A 13,459-nucleotide genomic window follows, 5' to 3' on the forward strand; every position below is an offset into this window, starting at 1 on the left:
ATAACAATTCCAATGATCCCTACGGCCGCCGAGCGCTCCACTTTTCGAGAACGAGCATGAATCGGAATCCCGCTCGAGCAGCGCTCGATCTCGTCACGGCGGACCCTGATTTCTCGCGACGGCTGCGACCTCTGCGCCGACGCCGCGCGTCGTTCCTCGTCTGCGCCGCGCGGGCGGGACAAGCAGGATGAAGGTCTTAGCGGGCAGTGGAACGGCGGTAAGCGGCCCCTTGCTGCGCAAGCTGCAAGGATTCAGCAAGCTGGAAGAAGCGGACGCAGCCGCCCTGGCGATCATCGAGGCGGGGACACGGCTGGTTCCGGCCGGCACGGACCTGATCTCCGAGGGTGACCGGCCCGAGGGCATGATCGCGATCACGGAGGGCTTCGCCTGCCGCTACAAGCTGCGGGCGAACGGTGCGCGTCAGATCACGGCCTACCTCATCCCGGGGGATATCTGCGACTTCGAGACCTCGATCCTGAACCGGATCGATCACACCATCGGCACGCTCTCCACCTGCCGCGTCGCGCGGATCGGGCCCGAGACTGGGCGGGAATTGCGTCAACGCCCCGCTCTCGCCCGCGGCCTGCGCACGGTGGCCCTCGTCGATGAGGCGACCCTCCGCGAGTGGATGATGAATATCGGCCGCCGCTCGGCCGTGGAGCGCCTCGCACACCTGCTCTGCGAATTGCTCGTACGCCTGCGGGCGGTGGGGCTTGCGAGCGGCAACAGCTTCGACCTGCCGATCACGCAAATCGACCTCGCCGACACCACCGGCATGACCAGCGTGCACGTGAACCGCTCGCTCGGCGAACTCAAGCGTGCAGGGCTGATCGAGCGCAAGGGCAAGCGCGTGACGCTCTGCGACCTGCCTCGCCTCGTCGAGCTGGCTGAGTTCCGGTCGAATTACCTGAATTGGGAAGCACAAACCGCCGCCTAGGGCCGTATTCGACCCCATTTCATCAGGTCGGCGTCTCCGGCCTCTTGTTGTGACGCGCATTCTTTCGACGAACCGGTGACCGCTTCGTCGCAATGCGCTCAAGGGTCGGATGGAGACCGAGAACCGCTCCCGGCTGCAACACACTCGCGAGCGGTTCTCGGCTTGGCCGGAACGGAGGATGGTCAGCGGTCGCGTGTCTTCGTGGTCCGGGAATCCTGGTTCTTGTTGCCCTCGGCCGCAGGGGACGCCCCCGGCACGCCCGTATTGCCCGAGCCGCCGCCCATCTCGCCCGCCTTCATCGCGTCGCCCTTCTGCATCTCGCCCGCCGTCCCGGCTCGGGATGTGCCGGCGGGCGTCGACGGCTTGGATGCGCCCTGGCCGGACGTCTCCTGCGCGGACGCGGCCCCGAGGCCACCGATCAGCAGAAGCGACGCGAAGCAAGCGATGTGACGTTTCGACATGTATGACCTCCTGATAGAGATGTCGTCGTAAACGTCCACAGAGCATGTTGTTCCGAAGTATTTCACTGTGTTGTTTTAATATTATATTATTCTTACATACTCCAGATCAATGACGCGGCTTGCCATACATCATCAGGGCAGAGCACCGCTGCGCGTGGGGCATCGGAAACCCGTTTGGTCGTCTCAGTCGCGAGATGGCGCCGAGCGGTCATCGAGCCGGCCGGCTTGCCAGCCCACGGAACGAGCCGTCGCTTATGACGTTCACCGTCGGACCTTAGCCGAGCATGGATGCCCGGCCGCATGAGACAGGAGACGTTCGATGGTGAAGATCGGAACCCGCACGATGCTGGCTCTGATCGCCTTCTCGGCCGCCGGCACTGCCAGCGTGCGGGCCGGCGAGGAGGAGCAGGCTGCGCTGTGCCGCGACGATGTCATGCGGCTGTGCTTGACATCGATCCCCGATCGCGGCCGCATCGTCAGTTGCATGAAGGCGCAACGGGCGAGCCTGAGCCCCGGATGCCGGGCCGCCTTCGACGAGGGGACGGCCTCCTCGGCCGGCCGGCGCTCGGCGAGCCTCCGCTGAGGACCGGGGAGCGCCGGTCGATCACCCGCTCTCCCACTTCGGCCTGGCCGTCATGCGCGCATGACGGCCGAACGGCGCCGGGACCGCTCCCGCGCCTGATTTCGATCCACGACAGGAGATACGGCTCCCGATGAACCGTTCGCTTCTCCCCCTCCTTCTGGTCACCGCCCTGACGGTGCCCGCGTTCAGCCAGACCGCTTCTGCGGTCGAGGGCTCACCGATGCTGCTGCACGGCAATTACTGCGGGCCTGGCAACAATGGGCCAGCGGCACCCGTCGATGCGCTGGACGCGGCCTGCGCCCGCCACGACGCGTGCACGCCGGACGGGGCGCTGGCCCCGAAGGCCTGCAACCTGCGGCTCCAAGTGGATGCCGAGCGCCTGGCCGACGATCCGCGCCAGCCGCCGGACCTGCGGATGATGGCCGGGCTCGTCGCCTCGGGCGCGGCGATGATGCCCTCGGCCCCAGCCTCCCGCATGCGCGCTCCCGCCGTTGCCGCTCCCGAGGCCGTCGAGATCGAGAGCCCGCCCGACGCGGATCTGCTCCCGGAATAGGCTTGGCGGGCTTCCCGTCTCGTCGCTCACGAAACGTCCGCTTGGCCGTCACACTCCGCAGGATGAGCGGCTTTAACGGCGGACGTTGCGTGAAGCCTTTTCAACCACCCCGCGCGAGCTCCATCGTGATGTGCTTCACCGACGGCGTGACGATCGCCACGAACTGCGCCTCACGCAGGCGTCGGAACGTCTCCGCGCCCTCCAGATAGCCGCGCGCGCCCGCCTGGAGCATGGCGGCTTGCGCCGCCTCCAGGGCCAGCCACGACACGTCGAGGCGCAGGCGCAGGGTCTCAAGGAAGGTCGCTTGGTCGGTCTCAGCATGCGCTTGCGCCGCGGCGGCGACACGCGCGCGCAGGGCATCCGCCCGCGCTTCGATCGCGTCCGGCCCGAGCGGCAGGAAGGCCGCGTTGGCGCGCCCACGGGCATCCGCGCGCATCAGCGCCGCGACCCCGCGGGCGAGCCCGAGCCCCATCCCGGTCTGAAGCAGAACGAAGCCGTTGCGGATGCGCGGCACGAAGGCGGCGGCATCGTGCGTGATCACGTCTTCGTCGGACAGGAGCGCGTCGCGGATCATCACCGTGTAGGTGCCGGTGCCTTCGAGCGCGATGAAACGGGCATTGGCCGCGATCGAGACAGAATCGGCGCCGGCCTCGAACAGCCCCATCACCCGCCGCCCGTCTGGCAGCGAGAGGATGCCGGCGAAACGCTGGCCCGGGCCGAGGTTCGACACCCAGGGCAGGCGCCCGCGCACCCGGTAGCCGTCGCCCGCGCGCTCGCCCTGGAGCGCCAGCGGTTCGATGCCGGAAAACGCCTTTATCGGGTTCGACAGCCCGGTGCCGCCGAGCGCCGCGCCCGAGGCGATCGCGGCGAGATGGCAGCGCGGGCCGGCTTCGTCGCCCTGGGCAAGGTACCAGACCAGGGCATCCTGGCACCACATGCAGAAGGCGGTCGAGAGGCAGGCCTGCCCCGCCTCCGTCATCGCGTCGATGGCGGCGAGAAGCCCCGCCGCCGTGCCGTCGGCGTGGTGCCCATAGGCGCCGGCCGCCCCCAGCGCCCGCAGGATGTCGGCGGGATATTCCCCGGCATCGATCGCGCCGAGACGCGGGCGCAAGGCTTCACGCACGATCCCGGCGACGTCGAGCGAAGGGGGCTCCGCGATGCGGGCGCTGGCGGCCATCGGCGTCAGGCCCGCGCCAGGGTGACGGCGACCGGGTTCTTCACCGTGTTGAGCACCGGCGACCACTGCCCGGCATGGGCCACGAGTTCGTCGAGTTCGGCAGCAGTCGCGCCCTCGACGTCGAGATGCACCTTGAGCCGCACGGCGGTGAGCCCGACCGGCTTCTCCGACAGGTCGCCGGTGCCCCAGACCGAGGTGATGTTGATGTCGCCCTCGGACTCGACCTCGATGCCCCTGACGGTCCAGCCGCGGGCGATCGCGTTGGCCTGGAGGCCGACCGCGACGCAGGTGCCGAGCGCAGCGAGCAACGCCTCGGTCGGGTTCGGGGCGGTGTCGTCGCCGAGCAGGGCCGGCGGCTCGTCGACGATGTGGGCATCGAGGCTGCGGATGTAGTTGAGATGGCGGAAGCGGCGGCCTTCCGCGACGGTGCGGGCGCGCACGGTCTTCACCACGCTCGGGTCGGCCCGGCCCTTCTCGGAGAGGGCGTGCAGGCGCTCACGATCGATCGGCTCGAACACCTTCTCGAAGGTCTGGACGATTTCCTTGGCGGCGGTCGCGGTCATTGTTGTTTCCTCACGTTGCGGGAATCCAGCGGGCGCGGGCGGCCAGCCGCCCGAGACCGGTGTCGAGGGCGTAGCCGATCCCTCCGATCAGCAGGACGAGTGCGGCGAGCCGGTCGTAGGAGAGGGTGTCGCGGGCGTCGTTGATGGCGTAGCCGAGCCCGCTCGTGACCCCGAGATACTCGGCCGGGACCAGCACGATCCAGGCAACACCGAGCGCGAGGCGCAGGCCGGTGAGGATGTCCTGCAGCACCGCCGGGACGATGACGGCGCGCAGAGCCGCAAGCCGGCCCGCGCCGAGATTGCGTGCCATGGCGAGCCAGACAGGATCGACCCGCTTCACTCCGGCGGCGGTGGCGAGCAGGATCGGCCAGATCGCAGCGGCGGCGATCAGGAAGACGATGGCCCCGTTCCAACTCGGAAAGGCGAGCACCGCCACCGGCATCCAGGCCAGCGGCGAGATCATCCGCAGGAGCTGGAACGGCGGCTGGAGGATGCGCTCGGCGAGCGGAACCGAGCCGATCAGCAGCCCGAGCGGCGCACCGAGCCCGAAGGCGACGGCGAGGCCCTGTCCGATCCGGGCGAGGCTCGGCGCCGCGGCCCGCCACGCCTCGCCGGAGGCGATCAGTTCGACGAAGGAGGCCAGCGCAGGCGCAGGCGCGAAACCGGCAAAGGCGGCGTAGGCCGGCACGCTCGCCAGAACCAGCCCGCCCGCGAACCACAGGGCAAGCAGTCCCGCGAGGCCAAGGAGCGGGGCCAACCGGTCGAGGGCAGAGGCACCGAACCGTGCACCGATTCCGGCCCGGCGCGGCACCGGGGCCGCGACCGCCCGCTCGACGGCGAGCGCCGCCTCGATCACACCCCCGCTCACAGGCTCAAGGTCTCCTGGCGGGTGAGCGCGGCGTCATCCGCCGCGCCCGGCCATTCGGGATAGCGCTTGAGCGAGGCGCGCACGAAGCGGTCGTCGACGAGGTCGCGCGCGACGAAATCCGGGTCGAGCCCTTTGAGGAAGCCGGCATCGCCCTCGACCACGGTGTTGCCCATCGCCTCAACGATCAGCTTCGTGGCGGAGGGGTAGGGCCAGGGCTGGAAGTCGATGCGTTGCGCCGCCCAGTCGCGGTGGCGGATCGCGCCGCTCGCCTCGTAGGCCGGGCCGTAATCGGTGGTCGCTTTGATGACGACGTCGGCGGGCATCGGCAGGTAGCCGCGGCCCTCCTTCGAGATCAGCCGGGCGACCTCCTCGCGGTTCTTCACGCAATAGGCCTGGGCCCGCACGATGGCATCGACCGCCTTGCCGGCCCATTCGGGCTTGGCCGCGATCTGGCTCTCATGCGCGACCACGACGCAGCAGGGATGGTTCTTCCAGATGTCGCCGGTGAAGCGCAGCATCCGCGCCCCGGCCTTGATCTCGCCGAGCGCATTGAACGGCTCGGCGACGATGTAGCCGTCGATCTTGCCCGCCGCGAGCGCTGCCGGCATCTCGGGCGGCGCCAGGATCTGAAGCGCGCACTCGTTCGGCCCGGCATCCCCGCGGATCACCGGCGTGACGCCGGATACGCGCAGCGCGTATTGCAGCACGACGTTGTGCATCGAGTACCAGTACGGCACCGCGACGCGCTTGCCCGCCAACCCCTTGAAGTCCTCGATCCCGCTCTTGCCGCCGACGACGATGCCCGAGCCGTTGGTATGGGCCCAAGCCAGGATCTTGACCGGGAACTTGTTGTTGTAGCGCATCCAGACGGGGATGGGCTTGAGCAGGTGGGCGAGGTTGAACTTGCCCGCGGCGAACCCCTCCACCAGCGCCGACCACGAGCGCACCGGAATCGGCTCGGCGACCTTCAGGCCTGCCTCCTCGAAATAGCCCTTGGCATGGGCCACCAGCAGCGCGGTCGCGTCGGTGATCGGCAGGTAGCCGATGCGCACGGTGTCGTCCTCGGCGGCATGGACCGCGCGGCCCGACAGGGCGAGCCCGCCGCCGCCGAGCAGGGCGGCGAGGCCGCCGCGGGCCAGCGCGTCGAGGGTGTTGCGGCGCGTCCAGTCGGCGCGGGCCCATTCGTGCGTCCAGAGGGCGGAGAGGTCGTCGGGGGCGGTCATCTGCGGTCTCGATGAGGAAGGATCAGGCGGCGCGGCCGGTGATGCCGGACGCGTCGCGGGCCACGGAACCAAGACGGCGGCGCAGCTCCGCCTCCGCGTCGTCACCGAGGGCGAAGTCGGCGGCGATGCGGGCCGGGCGCCCGTCGAGCACCACGGCGCGGGCTGCCAGAGCGGCCACATCGGCAAGATCGTGGGTGACGACGATCAGCGTCAGGTCGCGGGCCTGGGCGAGCCGCAGCACGTCCCCGCGCAGGCTCGCGCGCATCTCCGGGTCGAGCGCCGAGAACGGCTCGTCGAGAAGCAGGATCGAGGGTTCGCTCGCCAGCGCCCGGGCAAGCGCCACCCGCTGCTGCTGGCCGCCCGAGAGCTGGTGCGGCTTGGCGCCCACGCGCTCGCGGAGGCCGAGATCGTCGAGGAGGCGGCGCGCCTCCGCCTCGCGGGCCGCGCGGTCGCGGCCGAGACGCCCCGAGAGACGGGCGGGCAGCAGTACGTTGTCGAGCACGCTCGCCCAAGGCAGCAGGGCAGGGCGCTGGAACATCACCGTGCAGCCCGGCACCGGCCCGCGCGAGGGAATGCCATCGAGCCGCACGCTGCCGGCGGAGGGCGCGACGAGCCCGGCCATGATCTGCAAGAGGGTCGATTTCCCGACGCCGGAGCGCCCGAGGATGCCGATGCGCTCGCCCGCCGCGACTTCGAGATCGATGCGGTCGAGCACCGGGCTCGGGCCGTAGCGATAGGCGACGGCTGCGAGGGCGAGACGGGGAACGGAACGCGACATCGAACCTGAACAAATCGGACAGGACCGCCCCGGAAGGTCGACCGTGTCGTAGAGCGGCACGCGGCCAAGATGACCGACCAGCCATCTCAAGATCAATGAATGTAATATTCAAATATTGACACAAATTTGCATGATCGATCTCTAAGAACCGCCCGTTGTGGGAGGATTATTCTTGCCCGTCAGCCGTCCGTGCCTCGCTCGATCCTAAGGCGCGTCGGCGTTGAGCCTTGGCCCGCGAGGTTTGTCAGGGCTGACATCGTCCGGAGCCCGTCCCCTTCGGCGCTCCGCTGCAACGTGGAAGCGTTTTGCTTCGCCGATCAGCCATCCACACGTGCCTTCAACGGCACCGATACGCCGACCTCCCTTTTCCGGCGCAAAAGGGGAAATCTTGTCCCAGCATCGCGCTGAAAAAGGGCAATCGCTTTCATTGACGCACCTGTTTCCATTGCGGAATATCAGACCGCAATCGAAGAGCATCAAACGAAGACAAGAAGATCTTCGTCGGGCTCTCGATGACGCGCCGGCAAAGCGGGCGGACCGACATCCTCCCAGACCGGCCACCCCGCCGAGGTCTCGCATCGAGCGAGCCGACGCATCCCCCCGATCCGCCTCACGTGCCTGCGTCAGCGCCGGTCCGATGACCCGTGCGCGACTGCCTGAAGACGAGCCCGATGCCCAACGTCCTGTCCCCGCCGGCCCGCCTCCTGCTGTTCGGCGCCGGCCTCGCCTGTGCCCTGCCGCTCCTCGACACCCCGGCCCTGGCGCAATCGCCGAGCGCGGTCGAGAGCTTCACCGGGGAGGCCGGCCCCCGCACCAATCCGGAAGCGATCGGCGTCGCGCCGGACGGCAAGGTGAAGTGGCACGGGCCGCTCGCCCCCTACGCCGCCTCGCTGGCGCTCGCCGGCCTCAGCTTCGACGTCAACGTCTACGACTTCTTCTTCTCGAACCCGAGCGCGGGCCTGCGGCCCGGACAACTCTCGAACTCGGCCTATTACCTGCTGAGCCTCGATGCAGATCTGGACAAACTGGCGGGTGTCCCCGGCGGCTGGTTCCACATCACCCAGACCTTCTTCGGCCTGCGCTGGAACAACCGCAACATGGGCGCCGATATCGGCGACACCACGATCGGCTACCAGCCGACCTTCAACCGCGATTTCGCCCGCCTCTCGATCCTCACCTACGAGCAGCGCCTGCTCGACGACCGCCTCGCCATCGAGGTCGGGCGCACGCACCCGAACCGCTACTACGCGCTGCCGCCGTGCCAATCGAGCGTGAGCTGCTTCCAGGACATCCTACAGATCAATGCCGGGCTCAGTTCGCCGCTCTACGGCGTCTGGGGCGCCAATGTCGCCTACAAGACCTCTCCGGACGACTACATCCAGGCCGGCGCCTTCGCGGTGACGGGCCGCGCGAACTTCACCTCGGGCTGGGATTTCGGCCACGAACCGCTCAACGGCGTCGTGACGCTGGCCGAGATCGGCCACGCCACCACCTTCGTCACCGATCCCTATCCGAGCCGTGTGGCGCTGACCGGCTTCTACAACACCGCCGACCACGAGGATAACCTCAGGACGGTCTTCGGCACCTCGAAGGGGCTCAATCCCGGCGATCCGGTGCGGCTGCGCTCCGGCACTTCAGGCGTGATCCTCACCGGCTCTCAAGTGTTCTGGCGCGCCGATGGCGGGGCGGAGGCGGGCAACCTCAACCCGACCTCGCTCCAGGCCTATACCAGCCTCGCCTACGCCCCCGACCCGACGGTGCCGATCCGCTGGAACGCGTTCGCCGGCCTCACCCTCCAGGCGCCCGACCAGAGCCGGCCGCACGACCGCTACGGCGTCAAGGTCAACTGGCAGCGCATCTCCGCGGATTACGCCCAGTTCCTCGGCGACGCGAACTTCATCTCCGGCGGCAGCGGCGAAATCTATTCCCGCGACAAGCTGGTCTTCGAGGCCAACGCGCATCTGGCGCTCGGCAAGAACATCTTCTTCGAGCCGGTGGTCCAGTACCTCGTCAACGGCAATTCCTTCTGGAATCCCTTCACGCCCAACCGCACCAAGGACGGCTTCTACGTCGGCGCCACCCTGATCGTGCCGCTCGGCCAGTTGCTCGGCCTCGCCCCGGGCTGAGCCCCCGAGCATTCCCGCCGCGCCGCCCGAAGCCCCCCTCAACGGACGAAGCCTCATGACGCGCCAAATCCGCTTCAACGCCTTCGACATGAACTGCGTCGGCCACCAGTCGCCGGGCCTGTGGGCCCATCCGCGCGACCGCTCGTGGCAGTACAAGGACCTCGAATACTGGCAGGATCTCGCCCGCACGCTGGAGCGGGGCATCTTCGACGGGATCTTCATCGCCGACGTCGTCGGCTACTACGATGTCTACAAGGGCTCGAACTGGCACGCCCTGCAGCAGGCGGCGCAGATTCCGGTCAACGATCCGCTCCAGCTCGCCGCCCCCATCGCGCTCGCCACCGAGCATCTCGGCATCGGCATCACCGCCTCGACCTCGTTCGAGCACCCGTACACCTTCGCCCGCCGTCTCTCGACCGCCGATCACCACACCAAAGGCCGCGTCGGCTGGAACATCGTCACCTCGTATCTGGAGAGCGGAGCCAAGAACGTCGGCCAGTCGGGGCTCGCGCGCCACGACAACCGCTACGAGGTCGCCGCCGAATATGTCGAGGTGCTCTACAAGCTGTTCGAGGGCAGTTGGGAACCCGGCGCGGTCCTGCGCGACCGCGAGCGGCGGATCTTCACCGATCCGTCCAAGGTGCACGAGATCGACCATCGCGGCCGGCACTTCACCGTGCCGGGCTATCATCTCTGCGAGCCCTCGCCCCAGCGCACGCCGGTGCTGTATCAGGCCGGCGCCTCCGGCCCCGGCAAGGCGTTTGCGGCGGGTCATGCCGAGTGCGTCTTCGTCGGCGCACCGCTCAAATCCATGCTCAAGGCCTATGTCGCCGATGTGCGGGCCAAGGCCGTCGCCGCCGGCCGCTCGGCCCGCGACGTGCTGATCTACAACCTCACTACGGTGATCGTTGCCGAGACCGACGAGGCCGCACAGAAGAAGTTCGAGGAATACCAGTCCTATACCTCGTATGACGGCGCGCTGGTCTTCATGTCGGGCTGGAGCGGGATCGATTTCGGCCAGTACGCGCCGACCGATCTCGTGAAGAAGGTCGAGACCAACGCCATCGTCTCGATGGTCGAGAGCTTCTCCTCGGCCGAGAAGCCGTGGTCGATCACCGAACTCGCCCGCTGGGGCGGCATCGGCGGGATCGGGCCGGTCTTCGTCGGCTCGGCCGCGACGGTGGCCGACATCCTCCAGGAATGGGTCGAGGAGACCGATGTCGACGGCTTCAATCTCGCCTACGCGGTGACGCCGGAGACCTTCGAGGACACCGTCAACCTGCTGGTGCCCGAACTCCAGCGCCGCGGCGTCTACCCCAAGAGCTACCGCCCCGGCACCTTGCGCGAAAAGCTGTTCGGGCGCGGCCCGCTCCTGCCGGAGACGCACCCGGCCCATGGCTACCGCGACATCGAGGCGGTGAAGGCCCGCGAGGCCAACCGCCTCGAAGCGGCGGAGTGAGAGCGATGGCCGACCCGATTCTCGAACTCTCCGACGTCTCGCTCTCGTTCAAGGGCCTCAAGGCGATCAATGCTTTGAGCTTCTCGGTCGAGCGCGGCGAGATCTGCGCCCTCATCGGCCCGAACGGGGCCGGCAAGTCCTCGGCGCTCAACATCCTCAACGGCGTCTACCGGGCCGATGCCGGCCACGTCGCCTTCGAGGGGAAGCGCCTGCGCTCGATCCGGCCGGGCGCTGCGGCACGGCGCGGCATCGGGCGTACGTTCCAGCACGCCGCCCTGTTCGCGGGCCTCAGCGTCCTCGACAACGTGCTGGCCGGGCTCGCCCGCCACAGCCGCACCACCCTGATCGAGCACGCGCTGGGGCTTCCCCGCGACGCCGCCGAGACGCGCCGCTTCCGGGCCGCCGCGGAGGAGACGCTGAGTTTCCTCGAACTGACCGCCTACCGCGACCGCATCGTCGCGACGCTCCCCTACGGCATCCAGAAGCGGGTCGATCTCGCCCGCGCCCTGGTGGCGCGGCCCACGCTGCTGCTGCTCGACGAGCCGATGGCCGGCATGAACGGCGACGAGAAGCGGGCCATGGCCCGCTTCATCGCGGCGGCGCGCGATGAGTTCGGCACCACCATCGTGCTGATCGAGCACGATATCGGCGTCGTCATGAGCCTGTCCGACCACGTCGTGGTGCTCGATTACGGCCGCAAGGTCGGCGACGGCCCACCCGAGGCGATCCGCAACGACCCGGCCGTGATCGCGGCCTATCTCGGCAAGCCGCATTGAGGGCCGATCCATGAGCTTCTTTCTGGAAACGCTCGCGGGCGGTCTGCTCGCCGGCGTGATGTATGCCCTCGTCGCGATCGGCTTCGTGCTGATCTACAAGGCGTCCGGCGTGTTCAACTTCGCGCAAGGGGCGATGGTGCTCTGCGCCGCGCTCACCTTCGTGACGCTGACGGAACGCGACGTGCCGTTCTGGCTCGCCGGCCTGATCACGCTGGCGATCATGGTGACGCTGGCGGTCGCCGTCGAGCGGATCGTGCTGCGGCCCCTCGTGAACCGCTCGCAGATCACGCTGTTCATGGCGACACTGGGCCTGTCCTACATCATCGAGGGCGGCTCGCAGTTCGTGATGGGCGCCAGCGTCCACGAACTCGACCTCGGCATCAGCGACCTGCCGGTGGCGATCGGCCCGATCCAGCTCAGTTCCTTCGATCTCGTGGCGGCGGCGAGTGCCGGCGCCCTGGTGATCGCCCTGTGGCTGTTCTTCGAGCGCACCCGCGTCGGCGTCTCGCTGCGGGCGGTGGCCGACGATCCGCAGGCGGCGCTCTCCATCGGCATCCGGCTCCCCCTACTCTGGGCCACGGTCTGGGCGGTGGCGGGCTTCGTGGCGCTGGTGGCGGGCCTGCTCTGGGGCGCGCGCCAGGGGGTGCAGTTCTCCCTCACCTTCGTGGTGCTGAAGGCGCTCCCGGTGCTCATCATCGGCGGCTTCACCTCGATCACCGGCGCCGTCGTCGGCGGCCTCATCGTCGGCGCGGCCGACGCGCTCGCCGAGATCTATCTCGGGCCGCTGCTCGGCGGCTCCGTCTCCACCTGGTTCGCCTACGGGCTCGCCGTCGCCTTCCTGCTGGTGCGCCCGGCCGGACTGTTCGGCGAACGCGCCATCGAGAGAGTCTGACCCGATGCCTCCTGCCCTCGCTGCCGCCCTCGCGCCCGTCCGGCGCCCCGCGCTGCCCGCTCTTCCCGTGCGCGCCGCCGGCCTCGCCCTCCTGCTCGCGGCCGCCTTCGTGGCGATCCCGCTCACCGCCACCGATTACTGGTACAACGCGATCCTGATCCCGTTCCTGATCATGGCTCTGGCCGGGCTCGGCCTGAACCTGACCATGGGCTATGGGGGCCAAGCCTCGCTCGGCACCGGCGCCTTCATGGCGATGGGGGCCTACGCCACCTACAACCTGCTGCTGCGCCTGCCCGAACTGCCGCTGCCGGTCAGCCTCGCGGGCGGGGGCCTCATCGCCGGGGCGGTCGGCCTCGTCGTCGGCCTGCCGAGCCTTCGCATCAAGGGCTTCTACCTGATCGCGCCGACGCTGGCGGCGCAGTTCCTGATCGAGTGGGTCTTCAATCAGGTCGGCTGGTTCTCGAACTACGCCTCGTCCAGCGCGATCTCGGCCCCGCGGCTCGTGTTCCTCGGCTACGACCTGTCGAGCCCGGCCGGACGCTACGCCCTGACGCTGACCAGCGTCACCGTCGTCACGGTCCTGGCGTGGCGCCTCGTCGGAAGTCAGACCGGCCGCAACTGGCGGGCGGTGCGCGACGGCGAAACCGCCGCCGCCGTCATCGGCGTGCCGGTGGCCCGGGCCAAGCTCTCGGCCTTCTTCGTCGGGGCCGCGGTGAGCGGTGTGGCCGGGGCGCTCTGGGCGTTTGCCTATCTCGGCACGGTCGATGCCCGCAGCTTCGATCTCGACCGCTCGTTCCAAGCGATGTTCATCATCATCATCGGCGGCTTGAGCAGCCTGTCCGGCAGCTTCATCGGCGCCGCCTTCATCGTGCTGACGCCGATCCTGCTCACCCACCTGTCGAACGCGTTCCTCGGCGGCAGCCTCGACGGCGGCCAGCTCTCGAACCTCCAGCGCATCCTCTTCGGCGCGCTCATCATCGGCTTCCTGATCAAGGAGCCGAACGGGCTGGCCGCGCTGCTCGGCCGCCTGCGCCGCCCCGCCCGCTGACCCTTTTCCCAAAAC

At 68.9% G+C, this 13,459-nt stretch carries 14 protein-coding genes; 8 read left to right on the forward strand and 6 right to left on the reverse strand.

What is annotated here, in order from left to right; genetic code table 11:
- Positions 1 to 187 precede the first annotated feature (187 nt).
- Positions 188 to 937, forward strand: coding sequence for a Crp/Fnr family transcriptional regulator (locus MSPGM_RS17440; RefSeq protein WP_003601349.1), 750 nt, complete (start codon positions 188 to 190; stop codon positions 935 to 937).
- Positions 938 to 1,119: 182 nt separating this feature from the next.
- Here the strand turns inward: MSPGM_RS17440 and MSPGM_RS17445 are convergent, their stop codons facing one another.
- A complete protein-coding gene (locus MSPGM_RS17445; RefSeq protein ID WP_003601348.1) occupies positions 1,120 to 1,398 on the reverse strand; it encodes a hypothetical protein in 279 nt (92 codons plus the stop codon).
- Between the two features lie 319 nt (positions 1,399 to 1,717).
- Here MSPGM_RS17445 and MSPGM_RS17450 point away from each other — a divergent pair, with 319 nt between their 5' ends.
- Complete coding sequence (locus tag MSPGM_RS17450) at positions 1,718 to 1,981, forward strand: hypothetical protein (protein ID WP_003601346.1); 264 nt, start codon at positions 1,718 to 1,720, stop codon at positions 1,979 to 1,981.
- A gap of 130 nt (positions 1,982 to 2,111) precedes the next feature.
- The gene (locus MSPGM_RS17455) at positions 2,112 to 2,534 is read left to right on the forward strand and encodes a hypothetical protein (protein WP_003601344.1); all 423 of its coding nucleotides are present in this window, start codon (positions 2,112 to 2,114) and stop codon (positions 2,532 to 2,534) included.
- A gap of 100 nt (positions 2,535 to 2,634) precedes the next feature.
- Here MSPGM_RS17455 and MSPGM_RS17460 read toward each other — a convergent pair whose 3' ends face one another.
- From MSPGM_RS17460 to MSPGM_RS17480, 5 genes are read right to left on the reverse strand one after another with little or no spacing between them, the layout of a single operon-like run.
- Positions 2,635 to 3,711: an acyl-CoA dehydrogenase family protein gene (locus MSPGM_RS17460; protein WP_261925721.1), complete on the reverse strand. Its 1,077-nt coding sequence runs from the start codon at positions 3,709 to 3,711 to the stop codon at positions 2,635 to 2,637.
- A 5-nt stretch (positions 3,712 to 3,716) separates the two neighbouring features.
- Entirely contained in the window at positions 3,717 to 4,274 is a 558-nt protein-coding gene (locus tag MSPGM_RS17465; RefSeq protein ID WP_003601340.1) for an OsmC family protein, read from the reverse strand.
- Positions 4,275 to 4,284: 10 nt separating this feature from the next.
- Complete coding sequence (locus tag MSPGM_RS17470; protein WP_003601338.1) at positions 4,285 to 5,142, reverse strand: ABC transporter permease; 858 nt, start codon at positions 5,140 to 5,142, stop codon at positions 4,285 to 4,287.
- The gene (locus tag MSPGM_RS17475) at positions 5,139 to 6,365 is read right to left on the reverse strand and encodes an ABC transporter substrate-binding protein (RefSeq protein WP_012753338.1); all 1,227 of its coding nucleotides are present in this window, start codon (positions 6,363 to 6,365) and stop codon (positions 5,139 to 5,141) included. Before MSPGM_RS17475 ends, MSPGM_RS17470 begins: the two co-directional genes overlap by 4 nt.
- 22 nt (positions 6,366 to 6,387) lie before the next feature.
- Entirely contained in the window at positions 6,388 to 7,143 is a 756-nt protein-coding gene (locus tag MSPGM_RS17480) for an ABC transporter ATP-binding protein (RefSeq protein ID WP_003600835.1), read from the reverse strand.
- A 671-nt stretch (positions 7,144 to 7,814) separates the two neighbouring features.
- On the opposite strand from MSPGM_RS17480, the gene MSPGM_RS17485 reads away from it, so the two are divergent.
- From MSPGM_RS17485 to MSPGM_RS17505, 5 genes are read left to right on the forward strand one after another with little or no spacing between them, the layout of a single operon-like run.
- Positions 7,815 to 9,269 (forward strand): carbohydrate porin, encoded by a 1,455-nt coding sequence (locus tag MSPGM_RS17485; RefSeq protein ID WP_003600837.1) that lies wholly within the window; start codon positions 7,815 to 7,817, stop codon positions 9,267 to 9,269.
- A gap of 55 nt (positions 9,270 to 9,324) precedes the next feature.
- The gene (locus MSPGM_RS17490; protein ID WP_003600839.1) at positions 9,325 to 10,728 is read left to right on the forward strand and encodes an LLM class flavin-dependent oxidoreductase; all 1,404 of its coding nucleotides are present in this window, start codon (positions 9,325 to 9,327) and stop codon (positions 10,726 to 10,728) included.
- Between the two features lie 5 nt (positions 10,729 to 10,733).
- Positions 10,734 to 11,504: an ABC transporter ATP-binding protein gene (locus tag MSPGM_RS17495; protein ID WP_003600841.1), complete on the forward strand. Its 771-nt coding sequence runs from the start codon at positions 10,734 to 10,736 to the stop codon at positions 11,502 to 11,504.
- A gap of 10 nt (positions 11,505 to 11,514) precedes the next feature.
- Positions 11,515 to 12,396: a branched-chain amino acid ABC transporter permease gene (locus MSPGM_RS17500; protein WP_003600843.1), complete on the forward strand. Its 882-nt coding sequence runs from the start codon at positions 11,515 to 11,517 to the stop codon at positions 12,394 to 12,396.
- Positions 12,397 to 12,400: 4 nt separating this feature from the next.
- Entirely contained in the window at positions 12,401 to 13,444 is a 1,044-nt protein-coding gene (locus MSPGM_RS17505) for a branched-chain amino acid ABC transporter permease (protein WP_261925722.1), read from the forward strand.
- Positions 13,445 to 13,459 lie beyond the last annotated feature (15 nt).

Source organism: Methylorubrum sp. GM97, assembly GCF_024347855.1.
GTDB lineage: Bacteria > Pseudomonadota > Alphaproteobacteria > Rhizobiales > Beijerinckiaceae > Methylobacterium > Methylobacterium extorquens.

Bases quoted from the DNA above. Each gene is read 5' to 3' on its own strand.
- MSPGM_RS17440 (WP_003601349.1), top strand. From the start codon at position 188: ATGAAGGTCTTAGCGGGCAGTGGAACGGCGGTAAGCGGCCCCTTGCTG.
- MSPGM_RS17445 (WP_003601348.1), bottom strand. From the start codon at position 1,398: ATGTCGAAACGTCACATCGCTTGCTTCGCGTCGCTTCTGCTGATCGGT.
- MSPGM_RS17450 (WP_003601346.1), top strand. From the start codon at position 1,718: ATGGTGAAGATCGGAACCCGCACGATGCTGGCTCTGATCGCCTTCTCG.
- MSPGM_RS17455 (WP_003601344.1), top strand. From the start codon at position 2,112: ATGAACCGTTCGCTTCTCCCCCTCCTTCTGGTCACCGCCCTGACGGTG.
- MSPGM_RS17460 (WP_261925721.1), bottom strand. From the start codon at position 3,711: ATGGCCGCCAGCGCCCGCATCGCGGAGCCCCCTTCGCTCGACGTCGCC.
- MSPGM_RS17465 (WP_003601340.1), bottom strand. From the start codon at position 4,274: ATGACCGCGACCGCCGCCAAGGAAATCGTCCAGACCTTCGAGAAGGTG.
- MSPGM_RS17475 (WP_012753338.1), bottom strand. From the start codon at position 6,365: ATGACCGCCCCCGACGACCTCTCCGCCCTCTGGACGCACGAATGGGCC.
- MSPGM_RS17480 (WP_003600835.1), bottom strand. From the start codon at position 7,143: ATGTCGCGTTCCGTTCCCCGTCTCGCCCTCGCAGCCGTCGCCTATCGC.
- MSPGM_RS17485 (WP_003600837.1), top strand. From the start codon at position 7,815: ATGCCCAACGTCCTGTCCCCGCCGGCCCGCCTCCTGCTGTTCGGCGCC.
- MSPGM_RS17490 (WP_003600839.1), top strand. From the start codon at position 9,325: ATGACGCGCCAAATCCGCTTCAACGCCTTCGACATGAACTGCGTCGGC.
- MSPGM_RS17495 (WP_003600841.1), top strand. From the start codon at position 10,734: ATGGCCGACCCGATTCTCGAACTCTCCGACGTCTCGCTCTCGTTCAAG.
- MSPGM_RS17500 (WP_003600843.1), top strand. From the start codon at position 11,515: ATGAGCTTCTTTCTGGAAACGCTCGCGGGCGGTCTGCTCGCCGGCGTG.
- MSPGM_RS17505 (WP_261925722.1), top strand. From the start codon at position 12,401: ATGCCTCCTGCCCTCGCTGCCGCCCTCGCGCCCGTCCGGCGCCCCGCG.